The 18,397-nt window shown below is 42.5% G+C and carries 14 protein-coding genes; 7 read left to right on the plus strand and 7 right to left on the minus strand.

The features are described 5' to 3' along the window. Window positions 1–252 precede the first annotated feature (252 nt). On the minus strand, window positions 253–1,296 hold the full coding sequence (locus SSED_RS09130; RefSeq protein ID WP_012142114.1) for a hypothetical protein: 1,044 nt from the start codon (window positions 1,294–1,296) through the stop codon (window positions 253–255). Window positions 1,297–1,608: 312 nt separating this feature from the next. Between SSED_RS09130 and SSED_RS09135 the strand changes: the two genes are divergently transcribed. Together SSED_RS09135 and SSED_RS09140 are read left to right on the plus strand one after the other, a co-directional pair. Further along, window positions 1,609–2,559 carry a SphA family protein gene (locus SSED_RS09135; protein ID WP_012142115.1) on the plus strand — a complete coding sequence of 317 codons (951 nt, stop codon included), beginning with the start codon at window positions 1,609–1,611 and terminating at the stop codon, window positions 2,557–2,559. Between the two features lie 595 nt (window positions 2,560–3,154). Then, the gene (locus SSED_RS09140) at window positions 3,155–3,499 is read left to right on the plus strand and encodes a DUF5329 family protein (protein ID WP_041421609.1); all 345 of its coding nucleotides are present in this window, start codon (window positions 3,155–3,157) and stop codon (window positions 3,497–3,499) included. A 160-nt stretch (window positions 3,500–3,659) separates the two neighbouring features. Here SSED_RS09140 and SSED_RS09145 read toward each other — a convergent pair whose 3' ends face one another. From SSED_RS09145 to SSED_RS09160, 4 genes are all read right to left on the minus strand, one after another. Beyond that, on the minus strand, window positions 3,660–5,000 hold the full coding sequence (locus SSED_RS09145) for an HD domain-containing protein (RefSeq protein ID WP_012142117.1): 1,341 nt from the start codon (window positions 4,998–5,000) through the stop codon (window positions 3,660–3,662). A 303-nt stretch (window positions 5,001–5,303) separates the two neighbouring features. Further along, window positions 5,304–6,851, minus strand: a complete 1,548-nt coding sequence (locus SSED_RS09150; RefSeq protein ID WP_012142118.1) for a phospholipase D family protein — start codon at window positions 6,849–6,851, stop codon at window positions 5,304–5,306. Window positions 6,852–7,234: 383 nt separating this feature from the next. Further along, a complete protein-coding gene (locus SSED_RS09155; protein WP_012142119.1) occupies window positions 7,235–7,717 on the minus strand; it encodes a MarR family winged helix-turn-helix transcriptional regulator in 483 nt (160 codons plus the stop codon). A 244-nt stretch (window positions 7,718–7,961) separates the two neighbouring features. Continuing rightward, on the minus strand, window positions 7,962–9,179 hold the full coding sequence (locus SSED_RS09160) for a BCCT family transporter (protein ID WP_012142120.1): 1,218 nt from the start codon (window positions 9,177–9,179) through the stop codon (window positions 7,962–7,964). Window positions 9,180–10,052: 873 nt separating this feature from the next. Between SSED_RS09160 and SSED_RS09165 the strand changes: the two genes are divergently transcribed. Further along, complete coding sequence (locus SSED_RS09165) at window positions 10,053–11,840, plus strand: choline/carnitine O-acyltransferase (RefSeq protein WP_398355697.1); 1,788 nt, start codon at window positions 10,053–10,055, stop codon at window positions 11,838–11,840. Window positions 11,841–12,104: 264 nt separating this feature from the next. Then, the gene (locus SSED_RS09170) at window positions 12,105–12,464 is read left to right on the plus strand and encodes a nuclear transport factor 2 family protein (RefSeq protein WP_012142122.1); all 360 of its coding nucleotides are present in this window, start codon (window positions 12,105–12,107) and stop codon (window positions 12,462–12,464) included. 145 nt (window positions 12,465–12,609) lie between these two features. On the opposite strand, the gene SSED_RS09175 is transcribed toward SSED_RS09170, so the two are convergent. Continuing rightward, on the minus strand, window positions 12,610–13,461 hold the full coding sequence (locus SSED_RS09175; protein ID WP_012142123.1) for a LysR family transcriptional regulator: 852 nt from the start codon (window positions 13,459–13,461) through the stop codon (window positions 12,610–12,612). Between the two features lie 132 nt (window positions 13,462–13,593). Here SSED_RS09175 and SSED_RS09180 point away from each other — a divergent pair, with 132 nt between their 5' ends. Both SSED_RS09180 and SSED_RS09185 read left to right on the plus strand, forming a co-directional pair. Next, window positions 13,594–14,568, plus strand: coding sequence for a haloalkane dehalogenase (locus SSED_RS09180; RefSeq protein WP_012142124.1), 975 nt, complete (start codon window positions 13,594–13,596; stop codon window positions 14,566–14,568). Window positions 14,569–14,597: 29 nt separating this feature from the next. After that, on the plus strand, window positions 14,598–15,206 hold the full coding sequence (locus SSED_RS09185; protein ID WP_012142125.1) for a short chain dehydrogenase: 609 nt from the start codon (window positions 14,598–14,600) through the stop codon (window positions 15,204–15,206). A 71-nt stretch (window positions 15,207–15,277) separates the two neighbouring features. Here the strand turns inward: SSED_RS09185 and SSED_RS09190 are convergent, their stop codons facing one another. Beyond that, the gene (locus tag SSED_RS09190; RefSeq protein WP_012142126.1) at window positions 15,278–16,516 is read right to left on the minus strand and encodes an APC family permease; all 1,239 of its coding nucleotides are present in this window, start codon (window positions 16,514–16,516) and stop codon (window positions 15,278–15,280) included. 342 nt (window positions 16,517–16,858) lie between these two features. Here SSED_RS09190 and SSED_RS09195 point away from each other — a divergent pair, with 342 nt between their 5' ends. Continuing rightward, window positions 16,859–18,391, plus strand: a complete 1,533-nt coding sequence (locus tag SSED_RS09195) for an HD domain-containing phosphohydrolase (RefSeq protein ID WP_041421612.1) — start codon at window positions 16,859–16,861, stop codon at window positions 18,389–18,391. Window positions 18,392–18,397 lie beyond the last annotated feature (6 nt).

Consider the following 18,397-nt stretch of genomic DNA (forward strand, 5'->3'; position numbering starts at 1 on the left):
CAGGTTAACCTTATAACGTTATTGCCGGGAGCATATGCAGGATATAATTAAGACATAGTATGCTTGTGTTCTTTTGCTTCCCGAACAGAATTGCTTTGCCGCAATTTCGAAGGGCTTATTTAACTGGGGTTGACCACTATAGTGGTCAATCTGATGAGCAAATGCGAGTAACCACTTACATCTGGTGTTACGAATTGAGCGTGACTTAATTCGAAATTGGTCAGGTGTCGAAGTGATTACTCAATCAGCAGTTCAGAATTTTTTACCCAGACTAAAACGGAATAAATCTGCATCGTCTTCATATCCTTTTCGGTCTGCTACTCGGGTTATGCTGCCACCTAAATATAATCCATCGTAGCCTTCCCACTCAGGGTAATAGTTAATCCCAAAACTAAATAAGCCCTTTAGATCATACCCATGCTTATCTTCAACTTTATCATTTGCAATGTAACCACCAATCCCTAAACGACCTTCAAAACCATTGGCTAACGGTACAATTTTCCAAAATTGAGCTGAGAAACCTTGGCGATCGGTAGCGCCGTTATATCCGCCCTCATATATGTAGCCCAAGGATAATGCAATATTACTATCAAACCGTTTTGCTACATCAATACTTGCGCCTACGGTTGTTTCGGGACCACCATGGTTATTTTTAGCGTTAAGAATAGATAGCCATGCTTCATTGAAAAATGACTTACGGTTGGGTTTATATTGAAACTTACTATTATCTATATCAAAGCCCACACCTAATAAAAATGAGTTGGCATTGGGTCTTGATGACATTACATAGTTATTCCATTGAAATTTTAAATGTCCATTTTCCCCTAAAAAATCAACTGGAAAGATAAATCCTGCAGTACTCATGAGACCCAAACGTTTCTCGTTTAATTCAACGCCATTGGCATCATTGTAAGTATCAAAAGAGAGGTATGGACCCGTGCCCACTTCAAGACGAAATGATTCAAAAGCATCAAATACATAAGTTGCTTGCCCGGCAAAACCATCTCGATGATGATTGTAAGGATGGCCTTCATTAGCGTGAACTAAGTCTATTCGCCATTTAGGGGAAAAGTGTTGCCCAAAGCGGATATCAAATGAGCGTAAATGCTGTCGATTGTCTTCACGGTTATCGGTTTCATTAACTTGTGAGACACCTGAGCCACCAGTAACGGAAAAATAGCTGTTATTTTCAGGCTTCATCAAAGGTTCAGTGGCAAAAGAAGAGTTGGAAATCAAAATTAACAAACTAGAAAAAATAAATTTGTACCAATTATTATTTAAAGAACAACCATTCATAACTTACCTCAAACACAAGTCTATTTGCATTAATTGCTAGTCTTGAGAAGGCTCAAGACGCACTTTAAGAAACTTTTTTACGCTTTAGCCCGCTAGCTAGATACCCTTGAAAGAAATGACTCTCTGAGATAAAACCTTTGATTGTGGTTCGGTATTGTCTATCCCTGACAGTTAAATATGGCTGCATAAAGTGACTTCAACAAGTAAGAATATAATATAACCATTAAATGTTCTTCAAACGTTCAATTTGCTAATACTTTCCTCATTATGACTTAAACTAAACTGGTCACTTAAGTATGTTGAGGGAAAGGTATGAACTTAATTAATATGCAGTTTGCAAAAACAGAAGTTAAGGAAGGACTACGCGCTTCTCAAAGTCATCAATTGAAACTGCTGCTCGCCTTAGCTATGACAGGCTTTGTCAGCCCTACATTTGCTGATGGAATCGTAGGCGCTGGCCATTATGCACCGGCAATTGCCAATATCCGCGACTTAACGGTGCCTGACCAAGCCGGTTTTGTGTATGAGCAATACAATTTTTACTATACAAGTGACACTCTCATTGCAAGCTCAGGTAAAGAGGTCAGTGGAGATCTGAGCTCTGGCGGTATTGCACCATTGTTTTTGTGGGTGACGGATAGGGAAGTGATGGGGGCACGTTACAGTTTTTACTTCAATCCGGTTTACCTGTCTAACGACTTAGACGGCGAAGAAGACCAGGGCTTGGGTGACCTGTACATTCAACCGGTTTGGCTTAGCTGGTTGAATAAGAGTTACGACGTTACTCTGGGGATCGGTGTATACGCTCCTGTGGGTAATGAGGACGTCACTTTAGATATGTGGACAACTCAGTTTCAACTTGCCGGATATTATTACATGATGGATCAGGCGTCAGCCTTGATGCTTGCGGCTACCTATGAAATTCACAGCGAAGTTGATGAGACCAAAGTGACCCCGGGTGACCACCTCACCATCGAGTATGGGTGGAGCCAATATTTTACCCAGCAATTTGAAGTCGGTATCCGTGGTTACAGTCAGTGGCAAATGCAAAGGGATGACCTGCCGTCCAACCTCAACAACTTGAATCAACTCTTAGGTACTGATATCGGAAATAAATCAGAAGTACATGGAGTGGGCATACAGGCTGCATATTGGTTCAATAATCAATGGAACCTTGCGTTTAACTACGCCAAAGAATACAGCGCAGAGTCTCGATTTGAAGGTGAAATGTATTCACTCAACATAACTTACATGATGAACTGATATTTTAACGGATAAATGCAAACATTCAGAAGTTACCATAACTAAATATTAAAGAAGCCGGATATTCTTAATGTTCGGCTTTTTGCGCTTTGAGAATTTGCCCTATACTAAGAAGCATGCACGTATTCATCAACTATATGATAAAGCTTGTCGTCGAAACCGAGCAGATCTTGCTTCAAAGGTCATATATTCAGTTATAAAGTGGATAAAATTATTTTGATTGTCCAGCCGTATGGCAACAGTAAAACTTAATCCACTGCAGGTGTAGGTCATATCAGTTTCATATTGAAACGGCCATGTGCGATACAAGCAACTGATGAACGTGAGAATTAGCCTACAAGACCGCAACGAACAGGAGGGGGCTTTGGCCGATATAAAGGTAATGACCTAAGTCATAGGATTAAGAGTGTCGGTTAGGAAAAACTGCACAACCAGCTAAAACCATTGGGGCTGCAGCGTTTAACAAGAGTACTTGAACAACAACGCCAAACTGATTGCCTTCATTCAAACTATAATACGATTTACAGTCCGCTAAAGTACGATAATACATTGTGGCTACTTTGCGGATAAAGTTTGCCTAGATGGAGAGCTGAAGATGAACAAATTACTATTCATTATGTTATCAATATTTTCTTTAAACCTGTTTGCCTCAACTCAAGATGAAATTGACCATCTTATGAGTTTTGTGGCTGCGACGGACTGCAAATATGAGAGAAATGGTACTATGTACAATGGGGCTGAAGCTGTTGAACATATAAATAAAAAGTATGAATATTTTTCTGACGATATTAAATCAACTGAAGACTTTATAAAGTATTCAGCGACAAAAAGTAAGATGTCTGGTAAGTTTTATAAAATTCACTGTGGCAACAAATCTCCAGTAAAAAGCCGGGACTGGCTTTTAACAGAGTTAGAGGCCTACCGTAAATCACAGAAGTAGTGCTAGACAACCATTTGATTTTATAAATATAAGGTGTCTTACTAAGATCTTTTCTTGTATGACTTCCTTTAAGTCATTTTTGACTGTTAGTAACCATTTGAGAAATTGATGCTATCGGTGATATTACTGTTATGCAGCCCTGTCATTCACTATATTTAACTTAACGATTAGACAGTGTTTCATTTACTCGTGATGTCATTCGAATGATTTGTGGCCAATCATATGAAACAATATCTTGTCCGTGGGCTAAATTATTGCGCAGAGATTCTACTTCTTTAATTGCGGTTTTAGCTTCTCGTCTTGAACTAAAGCCGAATCGTTCCATATAACCTGTGTCTTCAATAAGAATAAGGGCTTTATCTGATAACTGGACGCAATCAAGCAAATCACACTTCTGCCCTCTACGCTCTCGCTCTTCTTTAAGTTCTTTGGATTTAGCCAGCCTAGCAGAGCTTGTAAACTTAAACCATTCTTCGTTAGGCCAAATAAGCTTAATCTGCTCGGCCATATATTGCTCGGTTAAGGTGATTAAACCAAAGAGCCACATGCGTACGGCTGGTTTTTGAATATCATTTCTGGAAATAACACCTGCCACCTGTCCCATACTGCTAACAAAACAAAACTGATGATGCACAAGAATGGCAATAACATTTAATAAAGGGGTATCTATATCAACCAGTTGGGCATCCATAAAACGTCGTTTAAGACAGGTTGGTTTTTTGTTTGTTTCATCCAACAGAACATAACCATAAACAAACCCTGATCTCCTTAAACCTATTACAGAAACATCGCCGTTGCTCAGGAGGTGCACTAATTCCCTTTCGGAAATATTCCAGTCATAAGAAGGGAGAGATTCAGCAACATCCCGCGCGCAAAACATTTCACCGAACAGCCGCTGTAATTTACGATTTGAAAATAGATCTCTCGTCGCATGGAGAGCAGGGGGCTCTACCCATGTAGTCCCGGCAGAAGGTGGTATTGACCATTTTTCAGCCCACTTACTGCAAAGGCGCTCTGCCCGTCGATAAAGACGTTCATCCCCGTCAACTAAATGAGGCAATAATTGCTGCATTTCAACAACAAACACTCGTCCAAATCGTTCATCATGTTTACAAATGTCGGCGCAATTATCTATTAAATCTGCAAGTTTTATAGTTTTGGCTGCAGGGGATGCTTGGCTAAGGTGTTCGCGGTCTATTGCTTTACGTAGGGCACGACTGCCATCACTTGGGCGACTCACATCAGTCAGATCAAAAACAAACTGTACAACCCGAGAACCAAAATTTAATTCAATATCTTCAAATGTTGCTGGGGTGTCTTCAACGGTATCATGCAACCAGGCTGCTGCAATGATCTCTGGGTCATCTGTTATTTCAGATACGGTTTGTGCCACCCTCTTCAAATGCATTTGATAAGGCTGTTTTGTATACTTCCTTAAGTGGTTTATTTGGGTGTGAGCTTGGGTTGCAAAGTGTTGCGCTGACTTGACTAGCAGTTTCATTATTCTACCTAATCAAATAAAATTCATTATAAGTAGATTTTAGGGGGTATTTCTCTTCTTTGCATTACCAATGTCGTCTTTATATTTCGGGAATGAATAGAAAACAGCTCGCGTGATTTCACCCGGAAAACATGCTTAAGAATAACAAAATCCAAAGGTTGCAAGGCGTATAGTTGCTCTTCTACTTGAAAATCAAGATGAAAAGCTTATGGAGCTTTGGTAAGAGTTCGAGGCAGAAACAAGTTCAGATACCTCATTCGCCATGCCTCTCGACAGAATGCTACCTTCATGACGGTTAATACCTTAAAGTTGTGACTCGACAGGTAACCATTGCAATAAACCGTTTTTGAAGCGATCCCACCAACTGCTGTAAGGATCATTGTCATAGGTCTTTATTTCGTCTCCAACCTTTTGAGTCCAGATAATCTCACCTTCTTTAAGTGATAGTGTAAAAGCACCATCTTTAACGATACTGTCAAAATCTTCAACAATAAAAGCACCTAATTTTTTGGACTCTGCAATTACACCAATTTCTGTGTTTTCACTGCGTGAACGAGGGTCGAGATTCATTGACCCAATAAAAGTAATTTTGCGGTCAATGACAAAATACTTTGCATGTAAGGTGAGTTTCGATGCGGTTGAAGAATCTGCTTCATCTGTATATTTTTTTAATATACCTATACGGGCACTGTCTACTTCATATAATTCCACACCAAGCGATAATAATTCTTGTCGATACTTTGAATATCCAGAGTGCACTATGGTGACATCATTAGATTTCATCGAGTTGGTTAAAACTCTAACTTTTACGCCTTTTTTTACCAGATCGCCAAATAGTGCAACACCTTCATCCCCAGGTACGAAGTAAGGTGAAACGATTACGATTTCATCTTTTGCATTTTCCACGTAAGGGCGTAATTTGGGAGTTAAGTGGTATTCAGTTTTGTCACGTGAAGAGACAATTTTTAATGGATCATCATATAAGACCTCTGCATTACCTATATATTCATTTACTTTATTTTTTTTTACTAAACTTAATAAGTCGTTTTTACGTAGTGCGCGTGCATATTGAGAGTTTTTCTGCTCCTCTATAAAGGACTCTAAAATTTGACTGACTTCATGCACGTCATTTTTTGATGGTTGGTGATCATTTAATAAATTGATGCCGTAGGTGATTTCACTGTTCCAATATAAGTCAAAAGAAGTTTGAACCTCTTGTACAACGCCGCCTGTAAAAGCAATGTCTAAATCTCCAAAAGCTACATCTGAGTGCGCGCCATAATATTGGTCACCTACATTACGCCCGCCCAAAATGGATATGCTGCTGTCTACCGTGAATGTTTTGTTGTGCATTCGACGTGTTACTGCACCAAAGCCTGTAATTAATTGCCGAGTGCGCTTTTTGTCACGTAGAAACGGATTGAAAATGCGCACTTCGAAATTTGGGTGAGAATTTACTTTAGCTATATCAATATCCTTGCCGGCTAAATCCATATCATCTACAAGTAAACGTATGCGCACCCCTCGCTCTGCAGCCCGCCATAAGGCTGCCGTTAATAGTCTTCCGCTTAAGTCAGAGTGATATTGATAATATTGCAGATCGACGCTCTTTTGCGCCGCATTAATCAGGGAAACTCGAGCTACAAAAGCATCAACACCATCTTCTAGCAAGATCATTAACGTCTCATCATTGTTCAAACCGAGCTGCTTACGTTTCTCATCAAGCTCCACTGTTAATCGACTTTCTTGAGATTTACTTATCGCGTAACTTTTACTGCTGGTATTGTCCGGCAGGCTGGTACAGGAAAATAAGAAGAAAAGAGGTAACAGGAGGATGATATTTTTAAGCACAATCATTTCCTTGCAAATTGTTGTTAAATAATATTTAAGCTACGAATAGTGACAAAAGCAAGGTTTAAAAGACAAAACTAATAAATAAACAAGACCCCCATGATTGTCAGTTCAAGACCCCTTAAGCAGGCTTTATTTAGCGCTATAGAGAGGTTTTTTCCTGCCAACACCAAGAATAACGTGGTCAGCTTGGAACTTGATATAACGAGAAAATCATGCCGCTGTTTTGTATCGCGTTGTTTAAGAAGGGATTAGTGTGTTGGGTAGACCATTTTAGTGGCCAGTCTGATGGGCAAAGGTGAGGTAAGGACGTAGAAGTCAGTTAATCACTGAAGCGGGTGTATTACCCGCTGCATAAGTAGATGGTTGAATTGTAATATCTATTACAAAGTCTCATCGGCTTGAATTTGTCCTACCAATAATACTGGTGCAGCATCGAGCTCGTCGGCATCCATCATAGATGCAATACGTTCTACGGCTGAAAGCAACTGGCTTTGCTCCCACTCTTCAAGGTTTTGGTAGCGTTTAATAAAATGCTCTTGAAGTGGTCTTGGCGAGTCGACTAATAACGTCTGGCCAGCTTCACTTAACGATAAATGCACTTTACGTTTATCAGTTTCACTGCGTGTTCTGATGACTAAATGACGGCTTTCGAGTCTATCTAGAATCGTAGTAACGGTTGCCGGGCTTAAAGTGATCTCTTTAGCAACCTGTTTTGCAAGCGGTGCGTCAAGTTCACCAATTTTGCGCATTACCATTAACTGCGGACCGGTTAATCCAGACTCTTTATTTAACTGCCTGGAATGTATGCTGATAGCTCGGATCACACGGCGCAATGAAATTAATAGTTGGTCGTACTTTTCCATAATTCCCCCCCTGATTTTTTGCGTACAATAACAGAAATTATCATAAGACTCATGCGCAAAATTAAAAAAAACAGAATAATGCCAGACATTATTCTGATTTTTCAGTCTATGTGCAAAATTTGCTTATAAACTAGAGGCTTGTGAAGCAGAAAGTACTGCTCTTACCTCTATCTTCAACTGCCGGGTTAAAGTCTAATTTATCCCGGCAGTTTAAAAAACAACACCCCAACTGCTATAAGCTTTGTCAGTTTGCAAGTTCAATCTTAGTAAAGTCTATTTTGTTCGCCTTTGGTGAACGTTCAATCTCAACGACCTTTTGATAATGAGTCAATAGGATATAACCGAAGCACCCTAAAATTAATCCTATCGCTAATGCGCCAACCCACTGAATTTGTAGGAAATCTAATTTGAACAGCAGTGTTAGTCCGCTCAGTAGAGCAATATTGCCGATGATATAACGCACTTTACCGAAACGCTGTACGGTCAGGTTCAAGTTGTCGGTATACAGGCGAACTAATGAATCGAGTGAGTTGATGACAAATGTGACACCAACAATCACCATCGCCAGATTATAGAAGCCAGCCGTCGGGATGGCGTTCGCGCTGTAGTAATAGAGTACGGTGAACCAGATTGCGATCGGTATGGACGGGAATACCATCATCGCGATTAAGACCTGATAGGTTCTCATTCCGCCAACAAAACGTGCGGTAAATTGGCCAATCATGATGCTCCAGGCAAACCACCAGAATAGGTAAAACTCATGGTAATCATTAATCGGTAATATAAAGTTATGCAGATTGGTGAAGTAGTCGCCTAATAAAGCGAACGTAGTGAAGAACTCACCAACACTCGAGCTATCAGATAAAAATGCACCTGCCCACATTATTGCGATTAGACCTAAAAATAACCAGCTGCTGCCCAAGCTTAAAATTCTGACGTAACGAATATTTGTACTCGAATACACGGCTGCGGCAATAACAAGAAATACAATTAAGTAAAAACTGCCGACAATGGTTTCACCGTCACCTAAGCCAGGTAAATACCAAGGCAAGTTAGTGAGTAACAAGTAGGCAGTAAAGGCACAGGTGCCGATAATGACTAGGTTATTAATAAACTTAATTAACGGAATTTCGAAAAATTTAACTCTTGGTTCAATAACACAAAAGTAGAAACAGGTTAAAAAGTAGAATGCCCAGATGAAGAAAGCCCAAAAGCCAAATTCGATGGCTAATGGATTACTAAAACCATATTCAGGGCTGGCGGCCAAATCTGCATAACCTGCAAATTCGGTTAACGGGAACATGATTAACCCTACATCTAACCCAGAGGTAAAGAGAATGGCGATGAAGGTAAATTTACGTACTGGGGTGACACCAATACACTTCATATTACCCCAACGATAAATAACAAACGCAATTGCGGCAAAGGTAAATAGAATGCCGATTGATAACCAAGTAGTCATTATTTGACCCCTGGATAGATATTGTTGGAAAGCATAGTTAACTTCCTGTTTTGTTGGTTTAAAATTGCTAAGCGCAATTTTAAAGGTGGTTTCTTCCCTCAACCCTTAAGTATCGTGATGACGATACTTAAACCCTGAAAGATTGAACCTGGCTAAGTAGGCCATTTTATCTGTTTCGCTTAGGCTGGCCGTGTACCCTGAACTTGTTATAGGGGACTGTGTTTTGTCTGGCGTCTTTATCTGTAACGCCTGCTTTTAATCATCAATAAGCTGTTGTTGTCGGACGCATTTCATAGGCGGTCCCGGCATAAAACGCTTCATTTTATTCTTGAATGCGTGATTAATTGAACGATCAATTAATAACGATTCTAATGATTAGTGCTCTAACTATCAAGCGTTTGCTCAAACGTGATCTGTGTTGAGTAATAAACAGCTAAAGTGGAAATAGAACAGATAAAGCGTAATATACAGGTCGGAATGCGCTGTCTTACAGGGTTTTAGCAGGGGTTAGGTCATTTTTGTAGGAATGAAAACAACTCAGTAATTACAGCTAAAATTATTTTAGCTGTAATTATTCGTCGGGAGGTAGATAAACATTCGATTTCGACAGTAGGCTTTATTCCAAGCAAACCACTCTGGCTGCGCTGATTAACATGAAGAGGAACACTCACCGTCTTTGCTGCCAGTAGGCGCAGCTACATTCATTGAGCCCCCGGGTAATCAACTAGGCTCTATGAATGACTTCCAATAACTCGGCTCATCACTCAAACATAAATTAGGTGTGATTTTGCCCGGGTTCATCTATCAGTGTTCATTTGTCATCGTTCATTCGTGAGTGTTCGCAATAAAATATTTATTTTGTACCAAGGAGTTGTGAGCTTGATTGGAAACACATTTAGTAGTCAAAAAGAGTTACCTGTAATGTCGGTGCCGGACTTACATGTAACCTGCCGTAAACTCATTGAATGGTCAGAGCCGTTAATAACGGAAGAAGAGTCAATTAAGACCAGAGAGGTGATTGAGACGTTTTTGCAGTCGGGTGGAGAGGGTGAAAAACTGCAGAATGAGCTGGTTGAATGGGCTCAGACTCCCACTGTTTTGAACTGGTTTGCCCCCGTTTGGCGCGATTTCTACCTGGCATGCCCAGAATCTCTGGTGATTAACAGCAACGTATTTTATTACATGAAAAGTAAGTTGGACGAAAAAACTCATTCACAGGCAAATATTGCAGCAGCGCTGATTAGCAGTGTTTATCGTTTTATCGCGTTGATTGATACAAAAGAGCTGACGCTTGATATGCAGAAAGACCTGCCGCTATGTATGAATCAGTATCGCAGTCTTTTTTCCTCAACAAGAATACCGCGCCAAGGGACGGATGAGTTTAAGGTTTCATCGTCCAGAAAGCATATTGTGGTAATGCACAATATGCGGATGTACAAGCTAGATATTCTCGATGCCGCAGGGAGTGTCAGAACTCCAGTTTCAATTGAATTCGATCTTGAATGCATTCTCTCTGTCCAAGGGAAAGGGCAAAATTTAGGTCTGCTAACCACCATGCCGCGAGATGCCTGGGCAGAAAGCCGGGCAGCTCTGCTTCAGATATCGGCTAATAATAAAAACGCGATGACAGTTGTCGAAGAAGCAGCTTTTGTCTTATGCCTGGATGAAAGCAACCCGGAAGAGATAACCCAAGTATCAAAACAGTTACTTCATGGAGAGGGCTGGGATCGCTTCTTTGACAAGTCGCTGCAGTTTGTTGTCTTCGAAAACGGTAAGACCGGGATCAATTTTGAGCATACCGGGGTGGACGGCTCAGTGATGCTGCGGCTAATTGGACATATCTATGACACGATTGATAAGGTTTCTTTTACTCAAGGGAACATTTCTACCGAGAAAAATAAAGCTAGTGTTCCTACAGCGGAAGAAATTGAGTTTGATTTAGATGATACGTTGAGACAAACCATCCGAGCTACGGTGGATTGGTTTAGTCAACACATCGCCGCTACCCAAACCCGGGTTTTGAATTTTACGGCCTTTGGTAAAAATCAGATCAAGCAGTTTGGTGTCAGTCCCGATGCGTTCGTTCAGCTGGCATTACAGCTCGCTGAATATAAGCTTTATGGAAAGTGCTACAGTGCCTATGAAGCCGTGATGACCAGAACGTTTCTCGACGGACGCATCGACGCTTTACATACCGTTTCATCTGAGTCTACAGCATTCATTCACAATATAGCCTCTGCGGACTGCAGTACTCAGGTTAAAATTGACTCACTCATTAAAGCTGCTCAAAAACACATCGAAAGGGCAAATGAGTGCAGATTGGGTCAAGGAGTTTACTCTCATTTTATGGCGTTAAAGTACCGTTATAAAGAGGCAGGCCTTAACATTGGAATTACTGAGCTGCCCGAAGTATTTACTGATAAGGGATACCACACACTTAATCACAGCGTAGTTTGTACTAGCACTACGTCAGATTATGGGGTAGAGCTGGCGGGTTACGGACCGATTGTTGATGACGGTTATGGGATCCGCTACTTTAATCGCAATGACTCCATCTGTTTTAATATGACAAGTCGAAGCGCAATGCAGGACAAACTCGAGCTGATGCAACTCTATATCGAACAGTCGTTGCTTGAAATGGCTGATTTGATGCGAAGCTGATACCAGATGGAGCACCGAGCATCAGATATTTCTGTTTCAGAGGTTCCGGTTTCGATTGGCGTGCCAGTGTAAATAGCCCAGGTATTAGTTGGCACTTGGATTGGAGTTCGAATAGCGAACTCCTCCTCTCTCTTAAGTAAAGAACAAGCAGTTACATGAAGTCTTCGGCTCATAAACTATGACCGTTATGTTTCAGTGTCGCCAAAAGAATAGTCAATACCTCCTATAATTAGAACGTACTAAACCATATAGGAGGTAAAAGTCATGAGTTTAGCCGATATAGTACAAGGTGGTTGGGAAGCCGTTGGTGCAGGAGATTTCGATACCTTAGTGGCTGATTATCTGGAAGAGATGGCATTCATCATGCCGGGACAAGCCGATGTCCTCGAGGGGCGGCAAGCATTTCGCTCTGCGTTGGATGGCCTTGGACAGATCCTTCCGCCTGGTTTCGAAATCACTGGGCTTCGTCAGATTGAAGGAGAAAATGAAGTCGTCTCGATTGTTGAGTGGAAATCCGATAAGGTTGCCGGCTCTCAACTGTCAGTCTTGTTCAAGTTCGAAGGTGACAAAATCTACGAGGAACGGTGGTTCGTAGATACTGAGCAATGGAAAAGTGCATTTTGAGTGGGTCATGAAACATTAAATAGCGGACACCAAAAGCTTGCTTGGGTCTGCTTCGTTTCACATTTTCTGGCAAGTCGAGTGACTGTAAGTCATAAAGTTACCGATTGCCGTTGAGGAACGAATATTAGGCTTAACCTATCAAAATCTATTTAAAATAGTTCCAGATCTTAAGAGCCACCGGACCTAAGGCTTTGTTTTTAAGCTTGGTGATATAGATAGGGAGTTCGAATTCCCCCAAGGTATCTAAGCTGATTAACTCGTTATTCTCTATCTCTTTTTCGACCAGGTGTTGTGGCAATCTTCCCCAACCTAGCCCTTGAGTGATTAAGGTTTTCTTGGTATGGAGATCGGTCACATACCATTTCAGCGCCTCATCGAGTATGCCGGTATCCGGAGACTTACTGTCCGTCGATTTTATTATCACTTGAGGGTAGGCGGCGAGCTCGGCTTCACTGACTCTGTTTATATCCACTAAAGGCAAGTTTTTGGAGATCACCAGCGGAACATTCATGGTGTCGATCAACTTGTAATCTATAGCCTTGTTTTTAAAGGGGCTACCATAGATGGCAATATCTACCTTCCCATCGAGCAACATTCTCTCGCCGGAGGCGACCTCGATCTCCAGATGAATTGTCGTCTTGGGGAACTCCTGCTTTAGCTCGATGAGTAGTCTGGTGATTTTATCTAACGGAAAAGTGGAGCTTACTCCAAGCCTCAACTCTGTCTCACTCTCTCCCTTTATCTCATTGATAAAAGTCTCAAATTCAGACGCCTGCTTTAACAGGTGACGAATTTGTACTATGAGCAGTCTACCGTCTGCCGTGAGTTCTGGCCGGTAGGTTTCTCGATTGAAGATCTGAATGTCGTAATAAGATTCGACCTGCTTTACCGAATAGGAGACAGCCGAACGTACCTTGTGCAATTTTTCGCTGGCCTTCTGAAAACTGCCCTCTGCACAGATGCTATCGATAACCTGTAGATGTTCTAAATTTACCATGGTCAAATTATATGACTGTGTTGTGCTAAAAGCTATGCTTTTTTGTGAACGTCTGTTGCCTTAAAGTGATCTTATTCAGCGAGCCGATGAAACAGAACGGGCTCAATAATGAGATACAGGTAGGTCAAAGATATGAACATAAAACCCAATACCTTAAGAACGCCCGATGATGCTTTTGTCGGATTGAACGATTATCCCTTCGAAGCTAACTATAGGCAGGTCGATGGCATGCGTCTTCACTATATCGACGAGGGCAAAGAAAATGCCAAGGCGATCTTCCTGCTTCACGGGCAGCCATCATGGAGTTATCTCTACAGGCATATGATCCCGCTGCTTGTCGACGCAGGTTATCGTGTGATTGCGCCTGATCTGATTGGTTTTGGTAAGTCGGATAAACCTATGGATTCAGAGACCCACACCTACGCGAATCAAGTTAAGTGGATGGGGGACTTTGTCAGGCAGTTAGGCGTAAATAATGCGAGTGCCTTTATGCAGGACTGGGGCGGCATGATTGGCTTAAGAGTATTGGCGCAACAGCCGCAGTGGTTAGACCGTTTGGTATTGGCCAATACGGCGCTGGCCGAGATGAGTAAGCTGGAAAAGTTTATGGTGCCTAAGATATTAAAGCTTCTTGCTGTTATGGCAGGCAAGCCGAGCCTGGAAAAATTCATGGGCAATATCAATTATGGCAATTGGGCGGGGTACTTCAGGCACGCCGAGTCTCTGCAGATCGGTCAGATCATCCAGTCACTAACGACCAGAGTGCTAAACGAAGATGAGATGCGGGCCTATGATGCGCCATTTCCGACGCCGCAATACTATGCTGCCCCGAGAAAGATGCCTGAAATCGTGGCATCTGAGCTCGATGAGGTCAATGCCGACTGGGAAAAACTTAAGCGATGGAATAAACCTATGCTGACCCTGTTTAGCGATAAAGATCCCTTCTTAGCGGATCAAGGCTACGACAAGAAGTTTCAAAAGAACTTCAGCGGTGCATTGGGCCAGCCCCATATGACGGTAGAGAATGCCTCGCACTTTCTACAGGAAGATCAATCCAAGCTGCTGGCAACGCGCTTGAGCTGCTGGTTACAACAAACTTCATACTAATTACCAATCCATATAAATAAGGAAAGATGATGAAAATTTTAGCAATAGGTGCAAACGGTGTTGTCGGAAGAGCTGTGGTCGATCTGTTATCGCAAGAGCACGAGGTGATTGCCGTAGGTCATAGTCAAGGTGAGATCACTGTCGATACCGAGAGTCAGGAGTCTATACGGAGCCTGTTTGAGAGAGTCGGTATGATAGATGCCATTGTGAGCACGGCTGGTAATGGCCAGATGGGAAGTCTGGAGGATATGCCGGATTCAGGTTACCAAACCGTGCTAAACAGTAAGGTGATGGGCCAGGTTAACCTGGTCAGAATTGGCCTGGAGTATCTGAATAAGGGCGGCTCTATAACTTTAACTTCGGGCCAATCGTCCGTTAATCCTATGCCGGGTGCCGCAGCTATCTCCATGGCTACAGCCGCGGTAAATGCCTTTGCGGTTGCGGCGGCACTGGAGCTTAAAGATGACAAGCGATTAAACGCGGTTAGTCCGGCTTTTGTAAAAGAGACTATGGAGATGCTGAGAATGGACAGCACTTATGGAATACCAGCCGAAGATGTTGCTACCTATTATCAAGCCAGTGTTGAGGGGCAAAGTAATGGTAAGGTGTTTAATGCCATTAACGGTAAATATGAGTGATCTGTAGACCTTATACCGATTGGTATTACTATGAGCCATAACATTAGAAGTTAAATAACAGCTAAATGAATTTAATTGGCGGCAAATAGCAGGTTATAACTCTGTACGCCTATCAAGAACAGACAGAGTAGGGTACCGATGAGGGGCCAGCCACCTTTCTTATGAGCCTTATCTTCAGGCTCTTTTCGCTGAATTCGCCATAGAGAAAGGTTAATGAGGGCGAAAATGATCAAAATGATAAAGCTGGTGGTCTTTGCCAGCGTGACCAGAGGCAGCCAAAGGGCAAAAATCAACACCACAGCGGTGATGATTATGGTGGCAATGATTGGCGTCTGCGTCCTCTTTCCTACTGCTGCGAGAAAAGCCGGAGCTCGCCCCTGAAATGCCATGCCGTATAGCACTCTGGAGGCCATGATCAGTTGAGCCAACAAGCCGTTAAGGATGGCGAACAGACTAATTACGCTTATCAAGGTACCAGCCATCGGGTGGTGGGGTACGAGGATATCTTTAAGCGGCGCAGTTGAGGCGGCGAGTTCACTCTGGGGGAGTGAGAAAACGGCGACAAATGCCACCATGATATAGAGCAGGCTGGCGATGATGAGTGCCAGTATTATTCCTCTGGGCATGGTCTGTTCGGGGGTCTTAACCTCTTCAGCAATATTCACCATATCTTCGAAGCCGATAAAGGCATAGAAAGCCAGAAATGCGCCGCTCAATATTCCCCCCCAGACGAGAGTATTGTCGGGAATAAAGGCCTGTTGCCAGGGGATTGAGTCTGGTAAAGCTCCACCGGCTACGACAATGACTAACAATAAGCCAAGCACTTCGATTACGGTGATCACTGCCGCCAACCAGAGTGATTCTGCTATTCCCCATGCCGCGATAAAGCCTAGTAACAAGAGCATGGAGGTTATGGTCATGTAGTCGGGTAGCTCGATAAAATGGGACAAGTAACCTACGAAGCCATTGATCAAGGTGGCAGAGGAGACTATTCCGGTCAAAATGACCAGATAGCCGACGATAATGCCATATATTTTGCTGTTAAACCCATGTTCCACATAACAGGCCTCGCCAGCGCTTAGGGGGTAGCGAGCAACCAGCTGACAGTAACTCAGGGCGGTAAAATAAGCGATGATTGCTGCGACCATAAAAGCAAGGGGGGTGAGCATACCCGCGCTGGCAGCCACTTTTCCCACCAGAACGTAGATGCCCGCGCCAAGCATGGTCCCCAGACCATAAAATGTCAGTAAAGGCAGGCCGATACGTCTGGCCAGGGGGAGCTCTTTAGGGCCGGTCTCGGTATGATTCATTAAAACAGCTATTTGTTGTTCAATGTCCTCCTTTTAGTGTAGTACATAGGCTTTGTCTGCAATTAAGCGTAAGTGGAGATATAGCCGCGTGGGTTTATGGGGGAGTAGAGATATGTGCATCGATAAAAACTCAGAACACCTTAACTTTAGCTGTTTCTTTCTTATAAAGACCAAAATTCAGGTGACTAAACTGCTACATAAAAAATTCAAAAATCATTAATTAGATTTTCATTATTCTAATTAAATTCAACAGGCTAGCTCTGTTTTTTGGATTTTATCTTAAGCTTGCGTACATCAATGAATATGTTTATTCTGTACAAATTATTGTCGATATGGATATCTATGAATAAATTTGTTTTTCAGCCAGTTTCGCAAGTTTCTGATGCTGTTAATGACCAGCCTGTAAAACGGTATTGGCATATTCTTGTCGTCGATGATGATCAAGCTGTCCATGATGTGACTCATTTGATATTGGCTGATTTAGAGGTCTTAGGCCGGAAAATTCAACTTCACAGTGCCTATTCCGCGGCGCAAGCTAAGTCTTTACTCGAGTCTGAGATCCCATTCGCCATGACCTTTGTCGATGTTGTGATGGAAAGTGATGACGCGGGTTTACAGTTAGTAACCTGGATCAGGGAGGTGTTAAAAAACATCAGTATCCGGATTATCTTACGCACTGGTCAAGCGGGTTTAGCGCCCGAAGAGCAGGTGATCAGCCAGTACGATATCAATGACTACAAAGCCAAGACAGAACTCACGGCAACCAAGATGATCACTTCGGTCTATGCTGGTATTCGCGGCTTTCGTGATATTAAGACTATCTTAAAAAGCCAAAATGCCTTTCAGCGTTTGATCACATCATCCACCAATGTGCTGAAAGTTACGCAGTTAGCAGATTTCGCCACTGCGGCTCTCAATAATTTATTGACCTTAATGAAGTTAGAGAGTTCAGCTGTTTACATCGTCAGGCAGGAAACCGATTTTTATGATGATTGCCAAGAGACATATTTAGCGTGCACCGGCCGATTTGGTGAAACACCCCAAAGCTTAGATAGCATCCCCGATAATGTAAACGATAAGATCCAGCAAGCATTTGCAAACAAAGATAATAAGTTTAATCAGGAACATTTTATTGGTTTCTATCAGGCGTCTGCAGAGGCATCGAGTGTGCTATATATCGAGTTTGATTATGCCCCGACACACTTTAAAAGAGGCTTGATGGAGATGTATGCCACCAATATTGCGCTGACTCTGGAAAGCCTGGTCCAGCAGCAACAAACTCATAAGAGCCAGCGCGAACTTCTCTATATCGTTGGTGATGCCATCGAGGCCCGTAGTAAAGAAACGGGTTTACACGTAAAACGTGTCTCTTTGATGTGCGAACTGCTTGCCGTTTCTCTTGGTTTACCCCACTCATTTGTTCAAGCGCTGAAAGTGGCTGCACCACTGCACGACATTGGCAAGGTTGCCATTCCCGATAATATTTTGCATAAGCAGGGAACCTTGAATTCAGGTGAGTGGGAGTTGATGAAGAGCCATGCTGCTGTGGGCGGTACGCTGTTGGATAAGTCAAATTTACCGGTAGCAAAATTAGGTTCTCGACTGGCGCGCTATCACCATGAAAATTGGGATGGCAGTGGTTACCCTGAAGGCCTGAGTGATACTAATATTCCGCTTGAAGCTCGTATTATGTCAATCATCGATGTGATCGATGCATTGGGTTCTAACCGGAGTTATAAGGATGCCTGGTCGTGTGAACAGATCCTGGCTTATATCAAGGATCAGAAGGGCAAAAAGTTTGAACCCCTTCTGGTGGATAAAACCGTAGAAAATTTCGATGCTCTGATGAAGATCAGACAAGAATACCCCGATTAGGAAATA

This window comes from Shewanella sediminis HAW-EB3 (assembly GCF_000018025.1).
GTDB classification, from domain to species: Bacteria; Pseudomonadota; Gammaproteobacteria; order Enterobacterales; family Shewanellaceae; genus Shewanella; species Shewanella sediminis.